Source organism: Methylobacterium fujisawaense (genome assembly GCF_039619325.1).
GTDB classification, from domain to species: Bacteria; Pseudomonadota; Alphaproteobacteria; order Rhizobiales; family Beijerinckiaceae; genus Methylobacterium; species Methylobacterium fujisawaense.
The window spans coordinates 5,971,427-5,996,290 of the sequence record NZ_CP155000.1 but is presented as its reverse complement, the minus strand read 5'-3'; the positions used below and the strand labels follow the sequence as shown (position 1 = coordinate 5,996,290).

Below are 24,864 nucleotides of genomic sequence, written 5' to 3'. Positions count from 1 at the left end.
CTCACCTCATCCTAAGGTGCCCGCGTCAGCGGGCCTCGAAGGGGCCCTCCAGACGGCGCTGCGATCCCTGGAGCCCTCCTTCGAGGCCTCCGCTTCGCTCCGGCGCCTCAGGTCGAGGGTGAGGGTGGGACGAGCGGACCGGTGCTGAGATCTCCCAAACGTTAGGTCCGTTTCCATGCGCCTGCTCCGCCTCTGGCCCGATGAATCGCATTTCGACTTCATGCGATTCCGGCGCTTCACCTTCCCGCTCTCGGCGGTGCTGTCGCTCGTCACGGTGGCGCTGTTCCTGACGATCGGGCTGAACTTCGGCATCGACTTCAAGGGCGGGACCCTGGTCGAATTGCAGGCGAAATCCGGCACCGCCGACGTCGCGGCGATCCGGCACACGGCGGCGGGCTTCGGCTTCGGCGAGCCGGAGGTGCAGGAACTGGGCAACCAGGGTACCGTGCTGGTCCGCCTGCCGCTCCAGCCCGGCGAGCAGGGCCAGACCGCGGTGATGAACAAGGCGCACGCCGCCTTCGACAAGGATTACGAGTTCCGCCGCACCGAGACCGTCGGCCCGCGCGTCTCCGGCGAACTCGTGCAGTCCGGCACGCTGGGCGTCGTGCTCTCCGTCGTGGCGGTGCTGCTCTACCTCTGGTTCCGGTTCGAGCGGGAGCTGGCGCTCGGCGCCATCGTCGGCACGCTCCACGACATCGTGCTGACGGTGGGCGTGTTCATCATCACCCGGATCGAGTTCAACATGACCTCGATCGCGGCGATCCTGACCATCGTGGGCTACTCGCTCAACGAGACCGTGGTGGTGTTCGACCGGACCCGCGAGCTGATGCGGCGGTACAAGACCATCCCCACCGTCGACCTGCTGAACCTGTCGATCAACTCGACCATGTCGCGCACGGTGATGACGTCGATCTCGTCCTCCCTGTCGCTGCTGGCGCTGGTCCTGTTCGGCGGCGAGGCGATCAAGGGCTTCGCCGTGGTGATGCTCTGCGGCGTCCTGATCTGCACCTACTCGGCGATCTTCATCTCGACTCCGGTGTTGATCTATCTGGGCCTGATGCTCTCGGGCGCCCGCGCCGCGTCCGAGCGGTCCGGCGTCCCGCAACCGGCGGAGTAGTCCTTTTTCCGAGATGGCCGATCAGCCAAGTCCGAAGACCTTCGACTCCGGCTTCGTGCCGGGTCGCCACATCATCGACACCTACGGCAATGGCGGCTTCCGCTTCGCCGGGATGTCGCATCGCGGCTCGATCCTGCTGCTGCCCTCGGGGGTTCGGGCCTGGGAGGTGACGGAGCCGAGGGCGATCGACCGGACGGCCCTGCGGCCGGTCCAGGCGGAATCGGAGGGGATCGAGTTGCTGCTCGTCGGCACCGGCCTCGACATCGCCGCCATCGACCCCGCCTTGCGGGGCTGGCTCAAGGATTTCGGCGTCGGCCTCGACGTGATGCAGACCGGGGCCGCGGCCCGGACCTACAACATCCTGGTGGCCGAGAACCGCAAGGTCGCGGCCGCGCTGATCGCGGTGGCCTGATGCCGGAGGTCGAGGGCAGGACCACCGAGACCGGGCTCGCCTTCGCGCAATCCCATTGCGAGGATCTCGTGCGGACCGGCGATCCGGACCGCTACTACGCCACCCTGTTCGCCCCGGCCGCCGCCCGTCCGCACCTCTTCGCCCTCTACGCCTTCAGCCTGACCATCGCGCGGGTGCGCGAGGCGGCCTCGAACCCGCTGGCCGGCGAGATCCGCCTGCAATGGTGGCGCGACGCCCTCCAGGGGGAGGCCCGGGGCGACGTGCGCGCCAATCCGGTGGCGGCGGCCCTGGAGGAGGCGATCCGGGTCAACCGCCTCGGTCGCCAGCCCTTCGTCGACCTGATCGACGCACGGGTGTTCGATCTCTACGAGGACCCGATGCCCCGGGTGAACGACCTGGAGGGCTATTGCGGCGAGACCGCCTCGGCCCTGTTCCGGCTGGCGAGCCTCGTGATCGGCAACGGTACCGAGCCGGGCGGCGCGGGGGCGGCCGGCCATGCCGGGGTTGCCTATGGGATCACCGGACTCCTGCGTGCCCTGCCCTGGCACGCCCGCTCGGGGCAGGTCTACCTGCCGGCGGACATCCTCGGCCGCTACGGCGTCACCCGCGAGGACATCGTCACGGGCCGCGGCGGGCCGGGCCTGCGCCGGGCCTGTGCCGACCTGCGCGACCTCGCCCGGCAGCACCTCAAGGCATTCGAGGCGGCGCGTCCGACCATCGCCCCCTCGGCGGGCGCCGCCTTCCTGCCCACGGCCCTGGTGGAACCCTACCTCGCCGCCATGGAGCGGGCCTCCTACGACCCGCTCAACACGCCCGTCGAACTGCCGCGCTGGCGCCGGCTGTGGCGCCTGTGGCGGGCGGCGCGGCGGGTGGGCTAAGGGTCGCTCCACCGTCCTCGCGAGGGGGCAATCCAGCGGCGCCGCGCTCGCAAATGTCGCCCGGCCCTCGGTCGCTTCGCGGCGCGCGCGCTGTCGGCTCGGCGTCAGAGAACCCGCGCCAGTCCCGGCATCAGCGCCGTCAGCCGCACCGGCGCCCCCGGTTCCGGCTCGGCCTCCGGCGTCGGCAGCACCGCGACCCGGCAGCCGCCCTCGCCCCTGAGGCCCGCCACCAGCCGTCCGCTGGGTTCGAGGGCCGCGCGCCAGTGCTGCGGGATCGCCGCGACGCTGCCGTGGACCAGGATCCGGTCGAACCCCCCGTCCGGCAGGTCCGGGGCCAGCCCGTCCGCCCGGACGACATGCACCTCGGACAGGGCCGCGAGCCGCCGCGTCGCCGCCCCGGCCAGGGAGGTGTAGCGTTCCAGGCTGAGCACCGCCCCGGCCCCGAGCTGGGCGAGCAGGGCGGTCACGTAGCCCGAGCCCGTGCCGATCTCCAGGACGCGCTGGCCCGGCTCGAGCCGCAGCAGCGCCAGCATCAGGGCCACGGTGGAGGGGGCCGTCATCGATGCCCCGCAGGACAGCGGCAGGGCGATGTCCCGCCGCGCATGCTCCCGATGCTGCGGCGGCGCGAAGGTGTCCCGGGGCACCTGTTCCATGGCCCGCAGCACCGCAGTGTCCCGCAGGCCCCGGCCCCGGAGCGCCATGACGAAGGCCGCGTTGCCGGCAGCCTCTTCCAGGCTGCCCAGATCGATCACTCGGCGAAGGCCTGCGCGAAGCGCGTCAGCGTCGGCTCGTCCGTGAGATCGAGGCGCAGGGGCGTCACCGAGATCCGCTTCTCGGCGATGGCTTTCAGATCCGAACCGTGGCCCGGCTCGAACCGGGCCTTGGCGAAGGCCAGCCAGAAATACGGGTTGCCGCGCCCGTCGACCCGGGCGTCGATGGACAGCAGCGCCTGGTTGCGGAAGCCCTGCGCGGCCACCGCGATGCCCTGCACGTCGGCCGGTTCGCAATCCGGGAAGTTCACGTTGACCAGGATGCCGGGCTCGATCCCGGTCTCCAGGATCTTCCGGACGACCTTCGCCCCGTGCGTCCGGGCGCAGTCCCACTTGAGGGCGCCGCGTCCGCCCACCCCGTAGGCTTGGCTGAGCGCGATCGAGCGGATGCCGAGGATCGTCCCCTCCATGGCGGCCGCGATCGTGCCCGAATAGGTCACGTCCTCGGCGACGTTCTGGCCGCGGTTGACCCCCGACAGGACGAGGTCCGGCCCGTGGTCGCCCAGGATGTGGCGCACGCCCAGGATCACGCAGTCCGACGGCGTCCCCTTCACGGCGAAACGCTGTTCCGAGACCTGCCGCAGGCGCAGCGGGTCGTTGAGCGACAGCGAGTGCGACACGCCGGACTGGTCGCTCTCCGGCGCCACCACCCAGACGTCGTCCGACAGCTCCCGGGCGATCTCCTCCAGGGTACTGAGCCCCGGCGCGTGGATGCCGTCGTCGTTGGTGACCAGGATGCGCATCAGCGGGTGCCCTCGATCCGGTTGAGCCCGCCCATGTAGGGGTGGAGCACCGACGGGATCGTGATGCTCCCGTCCGGGTTCTGGTAATTCTCCATCACGGCGATGAGCGCGCGGCCGACCGCCACGCCCGAGCCGTTGAGCGTGTGGACATAGGCCGGCTTGCCGTCCTTGCCCCGGTAGCGGGCGTTCATCCGCCGGGCCTGGAAGTCGCCGCAGACCGAGCACGACGAGATCTCGCGGTGGGTGCGCTGGCCCGGCACCCAGACCTCGATGTCGTAGGTCTTCTGCGAGGCGAAGCCCATGTCGCCGGTGCAGAGGGTCATGACCCGGTAGGGCAGATCCAGCTTCTTCAGAACCGCCTCGGCGCAGGTGAGCATCCGTTCGTGCTCGGTGGCGGATTCCTCCGGCGTGGTGATCGAGACCAGCTCCACCTTGTTGAACTGGTGCTGGCGTAGCATGCCGCGGGTGTCGCGCCCCGCCGACCCGGCCTCGGCCCGGAAACAGGGCGTCAGCGCGGTGAAGCGCAGGGGCAGCTCCTCCTCGCGGAGGATCGACTCGCGGACGAGGTTCGTCAGCGGCACCTCGGCGGTGGGGACGAGCCAGAACTTCTCGGTGTTGCCGGAGGCCGGGTCCGCCGCGGAGTCCAGCGTCTTCACGGCGTCCAGCCCCTTGAACACCGAGAACTGATCGTCCTCGAACTTCGGCAGCTGCGCGGTGCCGAACATGGCGGCGTCGCGCACCAGAACCGGCGGCGCCACCTCCAGGTAGCCGTGCTCCTGGGTGTGCAGGTCGAGCATGAACTGGCCGAGCGCCCGCTCCAGCCGGGCGAGCTGACCTTTCAGCACCACGAAGCGCGCGCCGGACAGCTTGGCCGCCGCCTCGAAATCCATCAGGCCGGCGGCCTCGCCGAGTTCGAAATGCTCGCGGCCCTCGGTAAGCCGCTCGCGGGTCGCGGCGTGGCTGCGGTAGAGGACGTTGCCGTGCTCGTCGGCGCCCTCCGGCACATCGGGTTTCGGCCGGTTCGGGATCGCGGCGAGCTTGTCCGCCAGCGCCTTGTCGGCCGCGTCCTGCGCGGCCTTCAGCTCCGGCTCGGCACCCTTCAGGGCCGCGACCTCCGCCATCAGGGCGGCGGCGCGGTCCTCGTCCTTGGCCTTCTTGGCGCCGCCGATCTCCTTGGCCAGGGCGTTGCGCCGCTCCTGGTTGGCCTGCGCGGCCGAGACCGACGCCTTCCGCGCCTCGTCCAGCGCGATCAGCGCGGCCGAGAGCGGCGCGAGGCCCCGGCGGGCGAGGTCGCTGTCGAAGGCGTCCGGGTTCTCCCGGATGGCGCGGATGTCGTGCATCGAGTCGGCTCGGGTCTTCTGCGCAGCGTCGAGCGCGCGGGCTCCGCTTTGCCGCATCGCGTCCGGTGGGACAAGCGCGGGGGCGCGTCCGGGCCGACGGTCAGCTCTTCGGCGGCGCGATCTTGAGCTGGTCGATCGCCCAGAGCCACGTCCCGTCCGCCTGCTCCCGGGCGGCCTCCACCGACAGGGCGCCGTTCGGCAGACGCGCGAAGGTCAGGGCGAGGGGGCCGTTGCGCAGGGGCGGCAGCGTCTCCGGGGCCGGGAAGTCGGATTTGCGCGCCAGCAGGTCGGCGTAGAAGCTCCGGATCTCGGCATGGCCCGTGGCGACGACCCGGCCGGCGGCCAGCACCGCGTCGGGCTCGTAGAGGGCGACGAGGCCCTCGACATCGCCGGCATTGGCGCGCAGGTTGAACAGGACGGCAAGGTCCTCGGGGGCGCGGGCGGGTTCTCGCGTCTGATCCGACATGGCGTCTCCTCGTCCGGCTCCGGCGGCCGGTTGGTGCTGCGGCAATGCGCCGGGCGGCCGATCTTTCCCCGGGGCGCCGGTCATTTCAGGCGCGTGCCGTCGCGATCGGCCACCGACACGGCGACCGGGATCCCGGCCTTCACGCTCTCCGAGACGGTGCAGAACCGCTCGAACTGCTCCAGCACCCGGTCGATCCGCGGCAGGTCGGCCGCCGCCGCGCCGAGGCGGATCCGCACGTCGATCGCGGTGACGCGGAGCCGCCCCTCGGCATTGCGCTCCAGCCGGCAGGACGCCTCGGCGGCCACGCCCCGCGCCTCCTGGCGGAACTTCCCCAGGGCGAAGACCAGGCTGGCGCAGAGGCAGTTCGCGACGCCGGAGATCAGCAGCTGCTCGGGGAACGGCCCGGTCCCGCCGCCGATCGGAGGCGCCTCGTCGGTGAGAAGCGCCGGCAGGGCCGCGCCGAAATCCACCGTGAAGACGTAATCGGCGACCTGGGTGATCCGGATCGTCGGTCCCGCGTCCATCATGCCCCCCGGCCGTTACGGCACCCGCGCCGCCGCGATGATCAACGCCCGATCCGGGTTCCCGTTCGGAAGGCCCGGGCCATGCATCCAAATACGGATGATTTCCCCGGATCTTCCCCGTAGAACCGGCCGCCTGACCGACCCGCACGCGAACCCCCCGATCCGATGACGAGCCCCGCGACCCTGGATACCCTGATGCCGCTCCTGGAGCGCATCGCCACCGCGCTGGAGCGGGCCGCGCCCGCCGCCCCGCCGGCCTTCGATCCCGACGCCGCGGACGCCTTCCTGTGGGGCCCCGAGCGCCGGCTGACCCCGGTGCCGCAGGTGGCGCGGGTGGAGATGGGCCTGCTCACCGGCATCGACCGGGCGCGCGACACCCTGGTGGAGAACACCGAGCGCTTCGCCCGCGGCCTGCCGGCCAACAACGCCCTGCTGTGGGGCGCCCGCGGCATGGGCAAGTCGTCGCTGGTCAAGGCGGCCCATGCCGAGATCAACGCCCGCAGGCCCGCCGGCAGCCGGCCGATGAAGCTCGTGGAGATCCACCGCGAGGACATCGAGGCCCTGCCGGACCTGATGGCCCTGCTGCGGCCGGACCCGCACCGCTGGCTGGTCTATTGCGACGACCTCTCCTTCGACGCCGACGACACCTCGTACAAGTCGCTCAAGACCGCGCTCGATGGCGGCATCGAGGGGCGTCCGAACAACGTGCTGTTCTACGCCACCTCGAACCGCCGGCACCTGCTCGCCCGCGACATGGTGGAGAACGAGCGCTCCACGGCGATCAACCCCGGCGAGGCGGTCGAGGAGAAGGTCTCGCTCTCGGACCGGTTCGGCCTCTGGCTCGGCTTCCACAAGTGCAGCCAGGACGAGTACCTGGCGATGATCCGCGCCTATGCCGAGCGCTACGGCCTTTCCGTGCCGCCGGAGCAGCTGCGCGCCGAATGCCTCGAATGGGCCACCACCCGCGGCTCCCGCTCGGGCCGGACCGCCTTCCAGTTCATCCAGGATCTGGCGGGGCGGCTCGGCAAGACGCTCGACTGAGGGCGCCCCTACCGCCCGCTCGACCCGAACCCGCCCGACCCCCGCTCGGAGCCGGGACCGGGCTCGCCCTCCAGCACGGTCAGGACCGGCCGGGTGATCCGCGTGAAGACCAGCTGGGCGATCCGCTCGCCCGGCTCGATCCGGACCGGATCGGATTCGTCGCGGTTCCAGGCGGAAACCATCAGCGGCCCTTCGTAATCCGCGTCGATGACGCCGGTGCCGTTGCCCAGCACCAGACCTTCGCGGTGCCCGCGCCCCGAGCGCGGGAAGATCAGGCCGCACCAGTCGGGATCGCGGATCAGGACGCTGAACCCCGCCGGGATCAGCGCCGGCTTGCCCTGGGGCGGGAGCACCAGCGGCGCGTCGAGGCAGGCGTGCAGGTCGAGGCCGGCCGCGGCCGACGAGCCCCAGCGCGGGAAGCCCCAGCCCGGCAGCCGCGGATCGAGCAGCCGCAGGCCGATCTCCGGCCGGTCGCTCACGCGTCGAGACGCGCGATCGCCTCGGCCATGGCGAGGGTCCGCCGGGCGGCCTCGACATGGAGGCGCTCGACCATCTTCCCATCCACCGCGATGACCCCGCGCGCCCGGTTCTCCGGCGCGTCGAAGACGTCCATCAACGACCGCGCCTGCGCGATCTCCGCGGCATCCGGGCCGAAGGCCGCGTTGGCCGGGCCGATCTGGCTCGGATGGATCAGCATCTTACCGTCGAAGCCGAGGTCGCGCCCCTGGACGCACTCCGCCTCGAATCCGGCCGCGTCGGTGAGGTCGGTGAAGACGCCGTCGATCGCCTCGATCTCGTAGGCCCGGGCGGCGGCCAGCACGGTCATCAGCCAGGGCATCAGAGCGGCCCGCCCCGGGGGCCGGATCCGGGACGCCTTCAGCAGGTCGTTCGGGCCGATCACCAGGGCGGCGAGCCGCCCGTCCACGTCCCGGGCCGCGCCCGCGATCTCGGCGGCGTTCACCACCGCCATCGGCGTCTCGATCATCGCCCAGACCCGCGTCGCCAGGGGCGCGCCGAGCCGGCGCAGCCGGGATCCGACCGCGATCAGCGTGTCGGAGGTGCGCACCTTGGGCACCAGAATGGCATCCGGTGCGGCCGCAGCGAGCGCCACGAGATCGGCCTCGCCGTCCTCGGTCTCGGGCGCGTTGATGCGCACCACCACCTCGCGGGCGCCGAAGCCGCGCGCCGTGACCGCTGCGGCGACCTGGGCACGGGCGGCCGCCTTGACCTCCGGGGCCGTGCCGTCCTCAAGGTCGATCAGGATGACGTCGGCGGGGAGCGACCGCGCCTTTTCCAGCGCCCGGGCGTTGGAGCCCGGCATCGCCAGCACGCTGCGACGGGGACGGATCTCGCTCATCACGCTTCTCCCGGGCCGGCGGCGCCCTCGGCGACGCGGATAGCTTTCCCTGCGCATCCCGGCAAGAACGCCCGCCGCGCGTCGCGCGAGGAAGGAACGGCATGGCACGCTGGATCGCGGGTTTGGACGGCTGCCGCGGAGCCTGGGCGGGCGCGCTCCTCGACCTCGACGATCCCGACCGGCACCGCTCTGCCCTGTTCCCCGACGTCGCCGCGCTGCTCGACGCCCCGGAGCGGCCCTGCATCGTCGGGATCGACGTGCCGATCGGCCTGCCGGACCGGATCATCGGCGGCGGACGTGCCGCCGACCGGGCGGCCCGCGCCCGGCTCGGGCCGGCGCGGGCATCGGTGTTTCCGATGCCGCCGCGGAGCGCGGTCTACGCCCCCGACTATGAAGCCGCGAAGGCCGCCTCGCGCGAGGCGAGCGACCCGCCCTTCGCGCCCTCGATCCAGGGTTACAACATCTTCCGCGCCGTCCGCGCGGTCGACACGCTCCTGCGGGAGCGGCCGGAGGTGCGGGCGCGGGTCCACGAGGTCCATCCCGAGGTGGCCTTCCACACCCTCAACGGCGGCCGGCCGCTCGGCCTGCCCAAGAAGGGCCGGCGCGCCCGGGAAGGATTGGACCTGCGCCGGGCGCTCCTCGCGGCGGCGGGCCTGCCGGGCGCGCTGATCGAGGCCCGGGCGAAGGGCGTTCCGGAGGACGACCATCTGGATGCGCTGGCCGCCCTGGTGGTCGCCCGCGACATCCGCCTCGGATGCGCCGTGCCGCTGCCGGATCCGCCGGAGCGGGACGCGTTCGGGCTTCCCGTGGTGATCTGGGCCCCGGCTTTGCGCGCGCCGTCCTGAGCGGCCGTCCGCCAGGGATCGCAACCGGCGCCGTGCGCGACCCAACGTGCTGTTTTGCACGCAGCCTCGCGCACAGGCGGTGTCCGTTCACCGCGCCCGCTCTAGCTCTCGCTGCATGAGCGCCGCGAACCCCCTGCCCGTCCGCCACATCGCCCGCGCGATCGTGCTCGATCCGCAGGATCGGATCCTGCTCATCGCCTACACGTCGGTCCATGCCAAAGGGCCGGACGGCGCGCCCCTGCGGTTCTGGTTCATGCCGGGGGGCGGCCTGGAGCCCGGCGAGGACCACGTCACCGCCTGTCGCCGGGAGCTCGAGGAGGAGATCGGCCGCGGCGATGTCGCCATCGGCCCGCAGGTCGCCGCCTGCGACGGCCCGTTCCACCTGTTCCGGCAGGCGCGGGACGCCCGCGAGCGCTACTTCCTCGTCCGCCTGCCCGACGACCGGGTCGATACGAGCCGCCTCGCCGAGACCGAGGACAACCCGCTGATCGGGACACGCTGGTGGCCGATCGACGAATTGCGCGCCAGCGGCGAGCACTTCGAGCCGGCCGGTCTCGCCGATCTCGCCGCGGATCTCGCGAACGGGACTATTCCGGCCCACCCACGCGTTCTTGCCTGGCGAGAACTTTGAGTTCACTTCCTGCCGTCGCGGGATTGTCTAACTGGAGACGCCTTTATGTTCCCCGTCTACCTGACCGAAGGCTACCGGTCCTTCCTCCTCGACCGCTTCCCGACCGAGCGCCGGCGCTTCGCGCAGCTCGCCTCCACACAGAACCCGGAGATCCTGGTCATCAGCTGCTGTGACAGCCGGGTGTCGCCCAGCGCGATCTTCAACGCCGGGCCGGGCGAGCTGTTCACGATCCGCAACGTCGCGAACCTCGTGCCGGTCTACCAGCCGGACGGTCAGTACCACGGCACCTCGGCGGCGCTGGAATTCGCCGTCCAGGCTCTGGAGGTGAAGCACATCGTCATTCTCGGCCACGCCACCTGCGGCGGCATCAAAGCCTACGCCAACAAGGCCAAGCCGCTCTCTCCCGGCGACTTCATCGGCAAGTGGGTCTCGCTCGTGGGTCAGGCCGAAGACAAGGCCGGCGATCCCGGCGCGCCGGACTACCTGACCAAGCTGGAGCATGCGGTGGTCGTCCAGAGCATGGAGAACCTGCTGACCTTCCCGTTCGTGAAGGAGCGGGTCGACGACGGCCGTCTGGAGATCCACGGCGCGCATTTCGGCGTGGCGAGCGGCTCCCTGCTGGTGCGCGACCCGGAGACCGGCGTGTTCAAGCCGCCGATCGACACGACGGGCCAGACCGTTCGCTCGGTCGCCGCCATAGCGTGCGATTGAGCGCGACGCGCGCCGAAGAACGGGGTCGGCTGACCGGCTCCGATCGGTAACTTTGCGGCAACGGCCGGCTGCGCATCGCGCACCGGCCGTTTTCGTTTGGGGCTCCGGTCGGCGCGCGGATCTCGGCACTGCCTCTGCGCGGCCCGTCCGTGGCGGAAACGAATGGCGCAACGTGCCGGCCCGTGAACGCGGCGCGCCCGCGGGTTAGCCGGTGGTCGGGGCAGAGGGGCCGGACATGAAAACGGCGGCGGGCTCGCACCCGCCGCCGGAGGTCTGGCCCGGCGGAAGCCGGGCCGTCCCTGACGATGACCCTTACATCGCGCCGGGGAGGCGCTGAGCCTGGTTGTAGTGCATCTGCAGGGCCGGAAGGGCCTGCTGGGCGTAGTTGCGCAGGGCCGGGTTCGGGCCGCCCTGGGCGTAGGCCTGCGTCATCGCGATGGTCATCTGATGCGCCTGGAGCTGCTGGCTGGCATAGACGCGGTCGAAGCGCGGGCCGGCCGGGGTCGACGACAGCTCGGCCAGCATCGCCTGCTGCTCGGGGCTCGGCGCCACCATCGTCGAGGCGCCCGTGGCCATCATGTCGCCGCGCCCGATCTGACCGCCCGCGGCGGCGCCGCGCGCCGCACCGGCGCCGGCGCCCTCGAGGCCGCCGACCGGTCCGCCCGCGAGGGTGCCGCCGACCACGCCGGTCGCCGCGCCGACGCCGGCGCCCACGGCGCTGCCCGCCACCGCGATCGGCGCCGTGATCAGGCCGCCGACGCCCGGATCGCCGGCCACGCCGTTCATCTGGCCGCCCGCCAGGGCGACGTTGGCGGCCCGGTGGTCGCGGAGGACCTCCTGGGCGTAGGAGCGGACCTTCGGGTTGCGCGACTTGGACAGGGCGATCTGCGAGGACTGGATTTCGAAGGCGTTCGCCTGCATCGACTGGAGGCGGAAGTCGTTGGCGCTCTGAGCCAGGGCCGGGGTCGACAGCGCCAGGACAAGCGCGGACGCGGCAGCATAGTTCTTCAGCATCGGGACCTCTGTTCGAAATGGATACGCGAACTCTGGCAGGTCGCATGCGCAGCACGAAGGATCGGGCGCAGGCGGGTTCGCGAATTGGTCGGTCAACGAGGTTATGGGCTTATGGTTCCTGCCGTTTTCGCCCCGGATGGGGCGGTGGCCGAAGGGCGGCGGTCCGCGGGGTGAGCCGCCGGTCCGCAGACTCGGCCGCCGGACCGATCGCCGTCCGGCCCGCCTCCGACCTCGGCTGCAGCCGCGGCGGAGCCGCATGCGCGCCCTGCTGGCGGGGCGCGGGGCGAGGCATGGTCGCCCGGTGATCTTCGTCCTGCTCCAGGTCCTGCGCGCCGCCGCCGCCCTGATGGTCGTCTGGCATCATGCGCGGCACGAGGCGGGGCTGCTGGCGGAGCGCGGCTTCGGCCACGCGCCCGCCCCGGAAACGCTCCTGCCCTGGTGGGGCGGGGTCGATTTGTTCTTCGTGATCTCCGGATTCGTCATCGTCCATACCGGGATCCGGCTGGCCGGCAGGCCGGGGGGGCGGGCCCGCTTCCTCGCCCATCGGATCGCCCGGGTGGTCCCGCTCTACTGGCTGGTGAGCCTCGTCTTCCTCGCCCTCGCGCTGGCCCGGCCGGATCTGCTCGGCGACGCGGCGGCCCTCCTCGGCGATCCCGCAGCCCTCGTGGCGAGCTTCCTGTTCTGGCCGGTGGCCCGGCCCGACGGCACCGTCCAACCGCTCTATGGCCTCGGCTGGACCCTGAACTACGAGGCCTTCTTCTACGCAGTCTTCGCGGCAGGGCTCGCCTTCGGCCGGCGCGGCGCCGTCGCCTGGCTGTGCGGGGGCCTTGTGCTCCTCGTGGCTGTCGGAGCCCTCGTGCCCGGTCTTCCGGTGCCGCTCCGCTTCTGGACGGATCCGATCGTGCTCGAATTCGTCGCCGGCGCCGGTCTCGCCCTCGCCTACCGCGGGGGTTACCGGCCGGGCCTGCCCCTGCGGGTCGGTCTCACGGTTCTGGGCGGCGTCGGGCTCGTCCTGGCCGCGCGCGTGCTCGCCGGCCAAGGCGGGGCCGACGGATTTCTGCGGCCCCTCCTCGTCGGCGGCCCGGCCGCCCTGCTGGTGGCGGCCGCCCTCGGACCGACGCGCGATGCCGCCCAGGTCGCGCGCCTTCCCGTCCCGGTGCGCGGGCTCGCCGGGCTGGGCGACGCCTCCTACGCCCTTTATCTCGTGCATCCCTTCGCGCTGCGCCTCGTGCGCGAGGGGCTGCTCCGGCTCGGGCTGGCGCCGGCCGTGCAGCCCTGGGGCAGCATGGTCCTGATGCTCGCCGGCAGCGTGGCGGCCGCGCTCGTGGTCCACCGCCTCGTCGAGGCGCCGCTGACCCGGATCCTGCGGGCGCGCCTCGATCCGCGCGGGCCGCAAAACCGTGTGCGCGCCGCGCTGGCCCCGGTTCCACCGGGCGGCCGGGCGGATTAGCCTCTCGAGACCGGGGAGATTGCCACCATGAAGACCCTGCTCGTACCCGTCGCGATGCACGACGCCCTGCCCTCCGTCTTCGAGACCACCCGGCTGGCGGCGACGCGCTTCGGCAGCCTGATCGAGGGCGTGTCCCTGCGCCCGGCCCTCGCCGAGTACGTCCCCGTCGACATGGTCGGCGGCATGACGTGGCTGCGCGACGAGGAGGCCGACCGGGCCGAGGCCGAAGAGGCGGGCAGCCGTTTCATCGCCTTCATGGACGGTGCCGGCATCCCGCGGCATGCCCGCGACGGCCTGTGCATTCCGGATCGCGTGCCGGATGCCGGCCCGCGCTACCGCTGGCGGCAGGACGTCCCCACCGGCGACGCGTTCCTCGGCCAGTATGCACGGCTCTTCTCGGCCACCGTGGTCGGGCGTCCGGGCACGACCGACAATGCCCCGCGCATGACCACCTTCGAGACGGCCCTGTTCGAGAGCGGCCGGCCGATCCTTCTGGCCCCGCCCAGCGCCCCGGCGAGCCTCGGCGACGCGGTGGTCATCGCCTGGAACGGCTCCACCGAGACCGCCCGGGCGGTGGCCTTCGCGATGCCGTTCCTGCGGCGGGCCGAGCGGGTGCTGGTGCTCAGCGTCGAAGGCGGCATGGTGCCGGGCCCGACCGCCCAGGATCTCGCCCAGGCACTGGCCTGCGAGGGCGTGGACGCGTCGCACCGGGCGCTGCCGGCCGGCCGGCGGGTGCCCGGCGAGACCTTCCTGGCGGAGTCCAAGGCCTTCGGTTGCGACCTGCTGATCAAGGGCGCCTACACCCAGAGCCGCCTGCGCCAGATGATCTTCGGCGGCGTCACCAGCCATGTCCTGGCGCATGCCGACATGCCGGTGCTGATGGCCCATTGACCGCTGCGCGGACCGGGCCGGTGGCAACCGGGACCGCGCCGGGAACCGGCGCCGGCCCGTGGCGTTCGGCTCCCGCGTCCGGATGGTGCGACGCCGCGAAAGGAGCCCCGTGACGAGCCCCGTGAGACGCCTCTTCCTCGCCGGCCTTCTGGCGATCTCAGCCGTCGGCGCCGCCCGGGCGGAGCCGACGACGGTCCGGTTCCGCGGCACGGTGGTCCGGGCCGACTCGGAGCGCCTGGAGATCCGCCGCGCCAGCGGCGGCACCCTCACCGTGCGGATGGTCCCGCGCACCCGGATCTACGCGGTCAATGCCGCGAGCCTCCGCAACATCAAACCCGAGAGCTACGTCAGCGTCATCGGCGAGGCCGGCCCCGAGCCGCGCCAGGCGACCGCGGTGACCCTGTACTCGCCCTCGGAGCGCGGCTTCGAGGCGGGCAGCCAGCCCTGGGACACGGCGCAGGGCGCGAGCCTGACGGCCGGCTGGGTCGCCGACCTGCAGAGGGGGCCGCCGATGCGCGTGACGCTCGCCTACAAGGACGGGCAGGCGTCCTTCGCGATCCCGGACGGCGCGCCGGTGACGCAGTTCGCCCCGGGCGAGAAAGCCATGCTCCAGCCCGGCGCCGCCGTGACGATCTTCGCCCGCTCCCACCCGGAGGGCGGCCTCGTGGCCGGCACGATCGCGGTCGGCCGCCAGGGCGTCGTGCCGGGGCTCTGAGGCGGACGAGACCCGCGCCGCATCATCGGCGGCGCACCAAACCCGCGCGCCGATGCGGAAGCTGCGCTACATCGTGTCCCGATGACCGAGCCCGCCTTCACCCTCGACCCGCGCCTCTCCGCCGACACGGCGGAGGTGGGCGACCTCGCCCTGTGCCGCGTGCTGCTGATGGACGATGCCCGGTTCCCATGGCTGATCCTGGTGCCGCGCCGCCCGGACCTCTGCGAGATCACCGATCTCTCCGAGGCCGATGCCGCCGCGCTTTGGCAGGAGATCCGTCTCGCCACGGGGGTGATGCAGGCCCTGTCGAAGCCCGACAAGGTGAATGTCGGCGCCCTCGGCAACGTGGTGGCGCAGCTCCACGTCCACGTCATCGGCCGATTCCGGTCGGATCCGGCCTGGCCGGGTCCGGTCTGGGGGTTCGAGACCCGCAAGCCCTATCCACCCCACGCCCGCGCCCAGCTCCTCGAGCGCGCCGGCGCCCTGTTCTCCGCGGCCTGACCCTGGCATGACCGATCCCCGCGACACCCTCGGCTTCGTCCGCAACCGCCTCGTCCGCCACTCGTCCGAGCAGCCCGAGGAGGCGGTGCCCGCCTTCGACGCGCCGGACGCGCGCCTCGTCCTGATCTGCGGCGACCGGATCGTGCTGCGCGGATCGACCGCGCTGATCGCCCCCGCGGAGGCCGCGGGCCTCGACGGCGGGATGCGCATCTTCCTCGGGCACCGGGACGGGCAGCCCGTCTTCGCCGCCGCAGCCTCCGCCGAGGCGGCCGAGCGGTTCGCCGAGGCGCCGGTCCGCACCCTCGACCTGCGGTCGATCGCCACCGAATCCGCCGTGGAGGCCGAGGAGCTCGGCCTGCTGGCCGTGGCCAAGTCGATGCTCGACTGGCACGCCCGCCACGGCTTCTGCGCCAAGTGCGGCACCGCCACCGTGGCGAAGGCCGGCGGCTTCCGGCGCGAATGCCCGGGTTGCGACGCCCACCACTTCCCCCGGGTCGATCCGGTGGTGATCATGCTCGTGCGCCGGGGCGACACCTGCCTGCTCGGCCGGGGCCCGCATTTCAAGCCGGGCATGTTCTCGTGCCTCGCGGGCTTCCTGGAGCCCGGCGAGACGATCGAGGACGCGGTCCGCCGCGAGGTGTTCGAGGAGACGCGGATCCGCGTCGGCGCCGTCACCTATCGGACGTCGCAGCCCTGGCCGTTCCCGTCCTCGCTGATGGTCGGCTGCGCCGCCGAGGCCCTCGACGCGGCCATCGTGACCGATCCGAACGAGCTGGAGGATGCCCGCTGGTTCGACCGGGACGCCGTCGCGGCGATGCTCGACGGGACGCATCCCGAGGGGATCCAGGCCCCGCCGCCCATGGCGATCGCGCACTACCTGATGCGCGCGTTCGTGGCGGGCGAGACCTGAGCCCCCCACCCGTTTCTAGCCGGGCTTGCCGGCGTCCCGGCTCGGATCGTCGGCGGGGTTGATGTAGTTCAGCCCGAACGGCCCGGAGCCGTTGACCTGCAGTTCGACCGCCTCGTCGGTGGTCCACAGCGAATGCGGCATGTCCTCCGGCAGGTAGACGAAGCCGCCGGCCTTCAGCACCGAACCCTTGGTCTTGTCCAGGGTCCGCCCGTGCGCGTGATGGATCGAACCCGAGAGGATCGTCAGCGTCTCGGGCTTGGAATGGGTGTGCGGCGCGATCACCGTATTGGCCGGTACCTTCACCCGCAGCACGAAGGCGCCGGGCTTCGACGGATCGCCCGCGATCCGGCTGATCTGGGTCCCTCTGGGCAGGTTGGGCGGGCCGGGCTCGTAGGTGGCGGAGGCGCCATCCGGAACCACCACCAGCCCGGCGTGGTCGGCCGCCGAAGCCGGCCCGAAACCGCCGAGCATCGCCAGCGCCGCCGCGGCGCTGATCCATGACCGTGTCATTCCACCCTCCGTTTCTGCCCGGGGCCTGGGCCCACGGGCAGTTCTGGGTCCGGGCGGGCCGTTTCCCAGGCAGGGCAACCGTTTCAGATCGTCGCAAGCCGCGCGGGGCACGCGGGATCCGTGCGGTCAGACGACCATCCGGCTCTGCGCCCCGTCTTCCGTCACGGCGCTCCGCATCTCCGAGAAGGCCGTACCGACCATCAGCAGCGCCGGCCCTTCGAGCCCCGCCGCCTCCACCCGGTCGGCGAGGTCGGCGGCCGTGCCCCGCAGGGCCTGCTGGTTCGGGCGCGTCGCGTTGAACACCAGCAGCGCCGGCGTCGACGGCGCCAGACCTTCCTCCACCGCGCGCGCCAGCAGCGCCCGCAGGGTCCGCTTGGGCATGTAGATCACCGTGGTGACGCTCGGATCGGCGAGCGCCCCCCAGTTCAGGTCGTCCGGCAGCGCCCCGCGGCGGTCGTGGCCGGTGACGAACTGGAGCCGGCGCGCGGCGTCCCGATGGGTCAGGGACACGCCGAGCGCCGCCGCTGCGCCCTGCGCGGCCGAGACCCCGGGGATCACGGTGACCGGGATGCCGGCGGCCCGGCAGGCCTCGATCTCCTCGCCGGCCCGGCCGAAGACCAGCGGGTCGCCGGATTTCAGCCGCACCACCTGCTTGCCCGAGCGGGCGAGCTGGACCATCAGCGCGTTGATGTCGTCCTGGCGGCAGGACGGGCCGTGGCCGGTCTTGCCCACCAGCATGGTGCGCGCCTCGCGGCGGGCGTAGTCCAGGATCTCCGGGGCGACGAGGTCGTCGTAGAGGATTACGTCGGCGTTGCGGAGCGCCCGCAGCGCCTTGAGGGTCAGAAGCTCCGCGTCGCCGGGGCCGGCCCCGACCAGGGTCACCGCCCCGCCCTTCGGGGCGGCTTCCGTCTCGCCGAGCAATTCCGCGAGATCCGTGTCGGACGGGGCGCGGTCCGGCTCCGCGAAGGCCCGGTCGGTGAAGCGCTCCCAGAAGGCACGGCGCTCCGCGAAGCCGTGGAAGCGCGCCGTGACGCCGTCGCGCCAGTCGCGGGCCGCCCCGACCCAGCGGGCGAAGCCCCGGGGCAGCATCGCCTCGATCCGGGCGCGCACGGTCTGGCCGAAGACCGGGGCGGCGCCCTCCGTCGAGATGCCCACGACCAGCGGCGAGCGGTTGACGATGGCGCCGAACTTCACGTCGCAGAGATGCGGCCGGTCGACCGCGTTGACGATCGCCCCGGCTCCGCGGGCCGCCACCACGAAGGCGACGCACTCGGCCTCGTCCTCCAGGGCGCCGATGCAGAAGGCCGCGCCCCAGAGGTCGTCCGGCGTCCAGGCGCGCTCGTGCAGCGTGACGTGCCCATCGACGATCTCGCCCGGGACCGCGCGCAGCTCCTCGCCGGGATCGGGGGCGTAGACGTCCACATGGGCGCCGGCCGCCGCCAGGACCTTCACCTTCCACGGCGCCCCGCCGGAGGATCCGGCCAGAACCACCCGCTTGCCGCGCAGGGGCACGAAGACGGGCAGCACCGCCAGCGGCTCCAGGCCGGCGGCCTTGGTCTCGCGGGGGGCGCGGGCTGCGCGCAGGGGGGTCTCGGTCACGGGCCTGTCCTGAATCGACTCGAACCGGCCTCTCCTGTCCACCCCCCCCAGGATGAGGGGGTCCGGTTGGACGGGTCGGTCTGTCCTCGCCGGCGAGTGTATCAGAAAATCACGCGGCGCATGCGGTCTGCCCGGCCAGCATCTTGCGGATCTCCGGTATGCACGAGCCGCAATTCGTGCCGGCCTTGCAGGCGGCGCCCACCGCCTCCACGGAGGCGGCGCCCCCGGCGATGGTGGTGGCGATGACGTCGGCGCCGACGCCATGGCAGGCGCAGATCACGGGCCCCGCCGAGGCCGTGGCCGCGCGGCCCGAGAGCAGCGCCCGTCGCTCGGCGGCGTCGGGCACCTCGGTGGCGAACAGGGCCTTGGCGGCCTCCCAGTCGGGCCGCTCCCCCGCGGGCGCGTAGGCGAGGCAGGCGACGAGGCGGTCGCCGTCATAGACCGCGCAGCGGTAGCGGTTGCGGGTGTGATCGGAATATTCCGCCAGTTCGCAGCCCGACAGTGCCTCGCTCTGGATCAGGCCGCGCACCATCAGCGCCACGGCCCGGGAGCTGTCGGCGGTGGCGAACTGCGCGCCCCAGCCGCCGGTGATCGCGGCGCGCGCCCACCACCAGCCCTCGGGCATCGCCACCTGCCGGCGCGTCAGCAGGAAGCCGCGGGCGCGGTAGCCGACGGACGCGATGGCCGCCGGGGTCGCCTTGAGTTCGGGCTGGCCCGAGACCGGATCGGTCATGCCGCGCACCAGCGCGCCGACCCGGGCCTGCGACGCGAAGGCGCCGCCCCAGTGCATCGGCATGAACAGATTGCCCGGCACCACCGTGTCGGTGACCGTCACCTCCAGCTCGGCCGCGCCGTGCTCGGTCGTGAGCCGGGCGATGTCGCCCTCCGCGAGGCCGTGGGCCGCCGCGTCGTCCGGGTGGATTTCGACGAACGGGACGGCCCGGTGCGCCGAGAGGCGCTGGCTCTTCCCGGTGCGCGTCATCGTGTGCCAGTGGTCGCGGACCCGGCCGGTGTTGAGCATGAGCGGGAACGCCGGCGAGGCCGCGAGCGCGAGGGCCGGCGGCTGCACCGCGACGAAGCGGGCGCGCCGGTCGAAGGTGTAGAACCGGCCGTCGCCGAACAGCCTGGCCTTGCCCTGCGGGGCGCCCCGGAAGCCGGAGCGCTTCGGGATGGGCCACTGCACCGGCAGGGTCACGTCGTAGGCGGCGTCGCCGATGTCCGCGAGCGCGCCGAGGTCGAAGTCGCGGGTGCCGTTGTTCTCGTAGGCCGAGAGCCCGGCATGCTCGCGGAAGATCGCGGCGGCGGAGTCGAACGCGAAGGCCTTTCCGTGCCCGAGGCGGCGGCCGACATCGGCCAGCGCCGCCCAGTCCGGCCGCGCCTCGCCGGGGCTCGCGAGGAAGCGGCGCTGGCGGGAGATCCGCCGCTCGGAATTGGTGACCGTGCCGTCCTTCTCACCCCAGGCCTGGGCGGGCAGCAGCACCGTGGTTTTACCCAGGCCCCGGGCGGTGTCGGAATCCGCCACCGCCTCGGACACCACGTAGAGGTCGAGGCCGGCGAGCGACTCGCGGATCGCGTCGGCCCGCGGCATCGAGACCAGCGGGTTGGTGCCCATCACCCAGAGCGCCTTGATCTTGCCCCGGGCGATCGCCTCGAACAGCGCCACCGCCTTCATGCCCTCGCCGGTGATGATCCGCGGGGCGCCCCAGTAGCGGCGCACCCGGTCCACCTCCTCGGGGGTGAAGTGCATGTGGGCGGCCAGCATGTTGGCCAGCCCCCCGACCTCGCGCCCGCCCATGGCGTTGGGCTGGCCGGTCAGGGAGAACGGCCCCATCCCGGTCTCGCCGATGCGGCCGGTGACGAGGTGGCAGTTGATGATGCTGTTGCCCTTGTCGGTGCCCTGCGCCGACTGGTTCACCCCCTGCGAGAAGGCCGTGACCACCCGGCGGGTACCGGCGAACAGGGCGTAGAAGGCCGCGATGTCGGCCTCCGGCGCCCCGGTGACGGCGGCGACCGCCGCCACGTCCGGCGCGATCTGGCGGGCGCGGTCGAGGGCGCCGTCGAGGCCGGCCGTGTGGGAATCGATGAAAGCGCGGTCGCGGAAACCGTTGTCGGACAGGTAGACCAGCAGGCCCGAGAACAGCGCGGTGTCGGTGCCCGGCCGGATGCCGAGGAACAGGTCGGATTCCTGCGCGGTCTGGGTCCGGCGCGGGTCGATGACCACGAACTTGGTCCCGCGGCGCGCCTTGGCGTCGGCCATGCGGCGGAACAGGATCGGGTGGCACCACGCGGTGTTGGAGCCGACCAGCACGATCAGGTCGGCCTCGTCGAGATCCTCGTAGCAGCCCGGCACCGTGTCGGAGCCGAAGGCCCGGCGGTGGGCCGCCACCGCGCTCGACATGCACAGCCGGGAATTGGTGTCCACGTGCGGCGTGCCGATGAAGCCCTTCGCGAGCTTGTTGGCGACGTAGTAATCCTCGGTCAGGAGCTGGCCCGACAGGTAGAAGGCGATCGCATCCGGCCCGTGCTCCTCGGCGACCGCGCGGAGTTGCTCCGTCACGGTGTCGAGCGCCGCGTCCCACGAGACCTGCGCGCCGTCGACCTGCGGGTGAAGCAGGCGGTTCTCCAGCGACAGGGTCTCGCCCAGCGCCGAGCCCTTCGAGCACAGGCGCCCGAAATTGGCCGGGTGGTCGGTGTCGCCCGCGATCGTGGCGCCGCCCTGCCCGTCCGGACTCGCGAGCACGCCGCACCCGACCCCGCAATAGGGGCAGGTGGTCCGCACCGTCGGCGCCGCCACTGGCTGGGTCATGGCTGAAGTCCTCGAAGGTTCGCGCCGCGTCTCCCTCCCCCCTCTGCGGGGGAGGGTGGCCCCCGAAGGGGGTCGGGAGAAGGGAGCGACGCATCCGGGAGGAGTGCAGCCTTCATGAAGGCCACAGCCCTCTTCTGCACCGTCGCTCCCCTCTCCCGCCCCGCATCCGCGGGGCACCCTCCCCCGCAGAGGGGGGAGGGTTGGGCTGCTCAGTACACATCGGCCTGATAGCGCCCGGCCTTCTTGAGCGCCGCGAGATACGCCACCGCATCCTCGGGGCTCTTGCCTCCGTGCTGCGCGGCCACGTCGATGATCGCCCGCTCGACGTCCTTGGCCATGCGCTTGGCGTCGCCGCAGACGTAGAAGTGCGCGCCGCCCTCGAGCCACTTCCACAGCTCGGCGCCGTTCTCGCGCATCCGGTCCTGGACGTAGGTCTTCTCCTTGCCGTCCCGGGACCAAGCCAGGGACAGGCGGGTGAGCACCTTGTCGTCCTTCAGCTGGGTCAGCTCGTCCTTGTAGAAGAAGTCGCTGGCTTGGCGCTGGTGACCGTAGAACAGCCAGTTGCGGCCCGGCGCCTGCGTGGCGGCGCGTTCCCGCAGGAACGCCCGGAAGGGCGCGATGCCGGTGCCGGGGCCGCACATGATCACGTCCTTCGACAGATCGGCCGGCAGCCCGAAGCCGTGCGCCTTCTGAAGATAGACCTTGACCCTGGTCTGCTCGGGCAGGCGCTCGCCGAGATGGGTCGAGGCCACGCCGAGCCGCAGCCGCGAGCGGTGGTTGTAGCGCACCGCGTCCACCGTCAGGGACACGCGGCCGACATCCATCTTGGGCGAGGACGAGATCGAGTAGAGCCGCGGCTGCAGCTCGTCCAAGGCCTCCAGGAAGACCTCGGCGTCGGGCCGCGCGCCCGGGAACTTGTGGAGCGCGCCGAGGACGTCGAGATAGGCGGCGTCGCCGTCCGGATCCTCGCCGGAGGCGAGCGCCTGCGCCTTCTTGCGGGCTGGCCCCGAGGTGAGGAGCGACAGGAGCTGATAGAGGTTGTCGGGCGCGGCACCCAGCGCGTAGTTGATCAGCAGGTGCTCGCGCAGGGTTTTCTCGCCGATCACCCGCTCGGGCCGGGCGCCGAGCTCCGCGATCACCGCGTCCACCAGCGCCGGGGCGTTGGCAGGGAACAGGCCGAGCGAGTCGCCGACCTCGTACTGGATCGGCGTGCCGTCGAGGCCGATCTCGATGTGCCACGTCTCCTTCTCGCCGCCCGGATCGTTGAGGCGGCGGCGGGACAGGAACAGCGCCTCGACCGGGTTCTCGCGGCAGAAGCCGAGCGGCCCGAGGTCGGCGGCGGCCTTCGGGGCGTCGTCCTCCGCCTTCGGCGCGGCCGGGGCGCCCCCGGCGGCGCCGAACTCCTCGTCCAGCTTCTTGAGCATGCGCAGGGTCTCTTTGCCGCCGGGCTGGCAAAGGTTCAGGCGCGCTTCGTTCTTCAGAAAGATCGCGTTGGCGTAGTCGGCGCAGTTGTAGCCGCACTGGCCGCAATCCTGCTGGGCCATGGCGGCCATCAGCTTCTGCGGCTCGGGCCGGTCCTTGGCCATCTCCATCCGGTCGCCGAGCGGCATCGACGGGTCGTGCCAGGGGGCGTCGTCGTTGTCGGCCAGTTTCGGCCCGGTCGCGGGGCCTTCGCCGGGCGCGAGCGCCGTGGCGCCCGCGACGGCGGGGCCGAGCAGGGCCGCGAAGTAGCCCGAGAGCCAGGCGCGCTGGTCCTCGTTGAAGGGCGCGGTCTCGGGGATCAGGACGAGGGGGGGCGAGACGTGCTGGGTCATGCGGCGGCCTTCAGGGCGGGCTGGTCCTCGGCGGCGTCGCGGAGCGCCTCCGCGCCGGTGCGGCTGGTGAAGGCCTGGAAGCTCTCCTCAGGTCCCTGTCGCAGGGCGAGGTAGGCGCGCAGCAGCGCCTCGACGCGGGAGGGCGCATCCTCGGCCTTCACAGCCTTCCAGATCTCGGTGCCGATCTTCGGGTTCTCGGCGAAGCCGCCGCCGACCACGACGTCGTAGCCCTCGACGGTGTCGCCCTCCTCCGAGACGACGACCTTGGCGCCGATCAGCCCGATATCGCCGATGTAGTGCTGGGCGCAGCTGTGGTGGCAGCCGGTGAGGTGGACGTTCACCGGCACGTCGAGGTTCGGCACGGCCTTCTCGACATGGTCGGCGATGATCAGCGCGTGGCCCTTGGTGTCGGAGGCCGCAAACTTGCAGCCTTTGGCGCCCGTGCAGGCCACGAGGCCGGAGCGGATGCCGGCGGCCTTGGTGGTGAGGCCGAGCGCGTCCACGCGAGCCTCCACCTCGGCGACCTTCGCGTCCGGAACACCGGAAAAAATGAAGTTCTGCCAGACGGTGAGGCGGATCTGGCCGTCCCCGCACTCCGCGGCGATCTTGGCGAGCGCCCGCACCTGATCGCTCGTCATCTTGCCGACCGGCAGGACCACGCCGACCCAGTTGAGGCCGGGCTGCTTCTGGGCGTGGACGCCCACATGGGCGTAGCGGTCGGTGGCTTTACGCGGCGCCACGTGCTCCGGCGCGACCCTGTCGAGCTTGCGGCCGAGCTTGTCCTCGACGGCGGCGAGGTACTTGTCGAAGCCCCAGGCGTCGAGGACGTACTTCATCCGGCTCTTGTTGCGGTTCGTCCGGTCGCCGTTCTCGATGAACACCCGGATGATCGCGTCGGCGACCGCGTTGCAGTCTTCCGGCTTCAGGACGATGCCGGTGTCGCGGGCGAGGTCGCGGTGGCCCGAGATGCCGCCGAGCACGAGGCGCATGTAGATCCCCGGAGGCACCGAAGCGCCGTCGAGAACCTCCACCGCCTGGAAGCCGATGTCGTTGGTCTCCTCCAGGGTCGGCATCACGCCGCTGCCGTCGAAGGCGACGTTGAACTTGCGCGGCAGGCCGTAGAGGGAGCGGTCGTTCAGGATCCAGTTGTGCCAGGACTTGGCGAGCGGGCGCGTGTCCAGCAGCTCCTGGGCGTCGATGCCGGCGGTCGACGAACCGGTGACGTTGCGGATGTTGTCGGCGCCCGCCCCCCGGGCCGTGAGGCCGATATCGGTGAGCCCGTCGAGGAAGGGCTGGGCATGCTCGGGGCCGATCTCCCGCACCTGGAGGTTCGCCCGGGTGGTGACGTGGACGTAGCCGCCGCCATGCTCGTCGGCGAGGTCGGCGACGCCCGCGAACTGCCAATGGTGCAGGATCCCGTTGGGGATCCGCAGCCGGCACATGTACGAGACCTGGTTCGGCGCGACCCAGAACAGGCCGTGGTAGCGCCAGCGGAAATTGTCCTCGGGCTTCGGCTGCTTGCCGGCGGCGGCCTCCTGGATCAGGCGGTTGTGGCCGTCGAACGGGTTCTCGGCGCGCTTCCACTTCTCCTGGTCGCAGAGCTTGCCGCCCGCCTTGACGGTCTTGTCCTGCGCCTTGATGTGGATCGCGTCCGGGCCCGTGGGCTCGGCGGGTGGCGCGGCCGCCCCGGCCCCGCCCGCGGCGAGGCCGCCGGTCATGCGGACGGCGGCGATGCCGGAGGCGAAGCCTTCGAGATAGCGCTTCTGCTCGGCCTCGAACGCGCCTGCGGCGCTCTGGGTGGTGGTCTCGGACATCCGCG

Annotated in this window: 25 protein-coding genes; 12 read left to right on the top strand and 13 right to left on the bottom strand. The window is 72.3% G+C overall.

Annotation, left to right across the window (positions count from 1 at the left end):
* Positions 1-175: 175 nt before the first annotated feature.
* The 3 genes from secF to ABC766_RS28425 are packed head-to-tail and all read left to right on the top strand — an operon-like array spanning position 176 to position 2,407.
* Positions 176-1,117 (top strand): protein translocase subunit SecF, encoded by a 942-nt coding sequence (gene secF / locus ABC766_RS28435; RefSeq protein WP_043757501.1) that lies wholly within the window; start codon positions 176-178, stop codon positions 1,115-1,117.
* Positions 1,118-1,130: 13 nt separating this feature from the next.
* Positions 1,131-1,529, top strand: coding sequence for an Mth938-like domain-containing protein (locus ABC766_RS28430; RefSeq protein WP_043384961.1), 399 nt, complete (start codon positions 1,131-1,133; stop codon positions 1,527-1,529).
* The gene (locus ABC766_RS28425) at positions 1,529-2,407 is read left to right on the top strand and encodes a phytoene/squalene synthase family protein (protein ID WP_043757506.1); all 879 of its coding nucleotides are present in this window, start codon (positions 1,529-1,531) and stop codon (positions 2,405-2,407) included. The genes ABC766_RS28430 and ABC766_RS28425 overlap by 1 nt, the downstream gene beginning before the upstream one ends.
* 104 nt (positions 2,408-2,511) lie before the next feature.
* Here ABC766_RS28425 and ABC766_RS28420 read toward each other — a convergent pair whose 3' ends face one another.
* The 5 genes from ABC766_RS28420 to ABC766_RS28400 all read right to left on the bottom strand — a co-directional run bounded on the left by ABC766_RS28420 (position 2,512) and on the right by ABC766_RS28400 (position 6,250).
* A complete protein-coding gene (locus ABC766_RS28420; protein WP_345820042.1) occupies positions 2,512-3,159 on the bottom strand; it encodes a protein-L-isoaspartate O-methyltransferase family protein in 648 nt (215 codons plus the stop codon).
* Positions 3,156-3,920: a 5'/3'-nucleotidase SurE gene (gene surE, locus ABC766_RS28415; RefSeq protein ID WP_043346675.1), complete on the bottom strand. Its 765-nt coding sequence runs from the start codon at positions 3,918-3,920 to the stop codon at positions 3,156-3,158. The genes ABC766_RS28420 and surE overlap by 4 nt, the downstream gene beginning before the upstream one ends.
* Positions 3,920-5,260 carry a serine--tRNA ligase gene (gene serS, locus ABC766_RS28410; protein WP_043385037.1) on the bottom strand — a complete coding sequence of 447 codons (1,341 nt, stop codon included), beginning with the start codon at positions 5,258-5,260 and terminating at the stop codon, positions 3,920-3,922. The genes surE and serS overlap by 1 nt, the downstream gene beginning before the upstream one ends.
* 100 nt (positions 5,261-5,360) lie before the next feature.
* Positions 5,361-5,726, bottom strand: coding sequence for a nuclear transport factor 2 family protein (locus tag ABC766_RS28405; protein WP_345820041.1), 366 nt, complete (start codon positions 5,724-5,726; stop codon positions 5,361-5,363).
* 80 nt (positions 5,727-5,806) lie between these two features.
* Complete coding sequence (locus ABC766_RS28400) at positions 5,807-6,250, bottom strand: OsmC family protein (RefSeq protein WP_345822851.1); 444 nt, start codon at positions 6,248-6,250, stop codon at positions 5,807-5,809.
* 165 nt (positions 6,251-6,415) lie between these two features.
* Here ABC766_RS28400 and ABC766_RS28395 point away from each other — a divergent pair, with 165 nt between their 5' ends.
* On the top strand, positions 6,416-7,291 hold the full coding sequence (locus ABC766_RS28395) for an ATP-binding protein (protein WP_345820040.1): 876 nt from the start codon (positions 6,416-6,418) through the stop codon (positions 7,289-7,291).
* 8 nt (positions 7,292-7,299) lie between these two features.
* On the opposite strand, the gene dut is transcribed toward ABC766_RS28395, so the two are convergent.
* On the bottom strand, positions 7,300-7,770 hold the full coding sequence (gene dut / locus ABC766_RS28390) for a dUTP diphosphatase (protein ID WP_345820039.1): 471 nt from the start codon (positions 7,768-7,770) through the stop codon (positions 7,300-7,302).
* Positions 7,767-8,648 (bottom strand): CoA ester lyase, encoded by an 882-nt coding sequence (locus tag ABC766_RS28385; RefSeq protein WP_342142646.1) that lies wholly within the window; start codon positions 8,646-8,648, stop codon positions 7,767-7,769. The genes dut and ABC766_RS28385 overlap by 4 nt, the downstream gene beginning before the upstream one ends.
* 101 nt (positions 8,649-8,749) lie before the next feature.
* Here ABC766_RS28385 and ABC766_RS28380 point away from each other — a divergent pair, with 101 nt between their 5' ends.
* The 3 genes from ABC766_RS28380 (at position 8,750) to ABC766_RS28370 (ending at position 10,835) form a co-directional block, all read left to right on the top strand.
* The gene (locus tag ABC766_RS28380) at positions 8,750-9,493 is read left to right on the top strand and encodes a DUF429 domain-containing protein (protein WP_043384979.1); all 744 of its coding nucleotides are present in this window, start codon (positions 8,750-8,752) and stop codon (positions 9,491-9,493) included.
* Between the two features lie 115 nt (positions 9,494-9,608).
* Positions 9,609-10,124 carry an NUDIX hydrolase gene (locus tag ABC766_RS28375; RefSeq protein WP_043351773.1) on the top strand — a complete coding sequence of 172 codons (516 nt, stop codon included), beginning with the start codon at positions 9,609-9,611 and terminating at the stop codon, positions 10,122-10,124.
* Positions 10,125-10,169: 45 nt separating this feature from the next.
* On the top strand, positions 10,170-10,835 hold the full coding sequence (locus ABC766_RS28370; protein ID WP_043351772.1) for a carbonic anhydrase: 666 nt from the start codon (positions 10,170-10,172) through the stop codon (positions 10,833-10,835).
* A 312-nt stretch (positions 10,836-11,147) separates the two neighbouring features.
* Here the strand turns inward: ABC766_RS28370 and ABC766_RS28365 are convergent, their stop codons facing one another.
* Entirely contained in the window at positions 11,148-11,849 is a 702-nt protein-coding gene (locus ABC766_RS28365) for a DUF4142 domain-containing protein (RefSeq protein ID WP_345820038.1), read from the bottom strand.
* Positions 11,850-12,105: 256 nt separating this feature from the next.
* Between ABC766_RS28365 and ABC766_RS28360 the strand changes: the two genes are divergently transcribed.
* The 5 genes from ABC766_RS28360 to nudC all read left to right on the top strand — a co-directional run bounded on the left by ABC766_RS28360 (position 12,106) and on the right by nudC (position 16,316).
* Positions 12,106-13,299 carry an acyltransferase gene (locus ABC766_RS28360; protein ID WP_345820037.1) on the top strand — a complete coding sequence of 398 codons (1,194 nt, stop codon included), beginning with the start codon at positions 12,106-12,108 and terminating at the stop codon, positions 13,297-13,299.
* A 27-nt stretch (positions 13,300-13,326) separates the two neighbouring features.
* Positions 13,327-14,190, top strand: a complete 864-nt coding sequence (locus tag ABC766_RS28355) for a universal stress protein (RefSeq protein ID WP_043351769.1) — start codon at positions 13,327-13,329, stop codon at positions 14,188-14,190.
* Between the two features lie 121 nt (positions 14,191-14,311).
* Positions 14,312-14,905, top strand: a complete 594-nt coding sequence (locus ABC766_RS28350) for a hypothetical protein (RefSeq protein ID WP_236952938.1) — start codon at positions 14,312-14,314, stop codon at positions 14,903-14,905.
* An 81-nt stretch (positions 14,906-14,986) separates the two neighbouring features.
* A complete protein-coding gene (locus ABC766_RS28345) occupies positions 14,987-15,406 on the top strand; it encodes an HIT domain-containing protein (RefSeq protein ID WP_053608360.1) in 420 nt (139 codons plus the stop codon).
* 7 nt (positions 15,407-15,413) lie between these two features.
* The gene (nudC, locus tag ABC766_RS28340; protein WP_345820036.1) at positions 15,414-16,316 is read left to right on the top strand and encodes an NAD(+) diphosphatase; all 903 of its coding nucleotides are present in this window, start codon (positions 15,414-15,416) and stop codon (positions 16,314-16,316) included.
* Positions 16,317-16,331: 15 nt separating this feature from the next.
* On the opposite strand, the gene ABC766_RS28335 is transcribed toward nudC, so the two are convergent.
* From ABC766_RS28335 to ABC766_RS28315, 5 genes are all read right to left on the bottom strand, one after another.
* Positions 16,332-16,826, bottom strand: coding sequence for a cupin domain-containing protein (locus ABC766_RS28335; RefSeq protein WP_345820035.1), 495 nt, complete (start codon positions 16,824-16,826; stop codon positions 16,332-16,334).
* Between the two features lie 126 nt (positions 16,827-16,952).
* On the bottom strand, positions 16,953-18,425 hold the full coding sequence (gene cysG / locus ABC766_RS28330; protein WP_345820034.1) for a siroheme synthase CysG: 1,473 nt from the start codon (positions 18,423-18,425) through the stop codon (positions 16,953-16,955).
* A gap of 109 nt (positions 18,426-18,534) precedes the next feature.
* Positions 18,535-21,231, bottom strand: a complete 2,697-nt coding sequence (locus tag ABC766_RS28325) for a molybdopterin-dependent oxidoreductase (RefSeq protein ID WP_345820033.1) — start codon at positions 21,229-21,231, stop codon at positions 18,535-18,537.
* Between the two features lie 209 nt (positions 21,232-21,440).
* Complete coding sequence (locus tag ABC766_RS28320; protein ID WP_345820032.1) at positions 21,441-23,045, bottom strand: sulfite reductase subunit alpha; 1,605 nt, start codon at positions 23,043-23,045, stop codon at positions 21,441-21,443.
* Positions 23,042-24,859: a NirA family protein gene (locus ABC766_RS28315; protein WP_345820031.1), complete on the bottom strand. Its 1,818-nt coding sequence runs from the start codon at positions 24,857-24,859 to the stop codon at positions 23,042-23,044. The genes ABC766_RS28320 and ABC766_RS28315 overlap by 4 nt, the downstream gene beginning before the upstream one ends.
* Between the last annotated feature and the right edge of the window lie 5 nt (positions 24,860-24,864).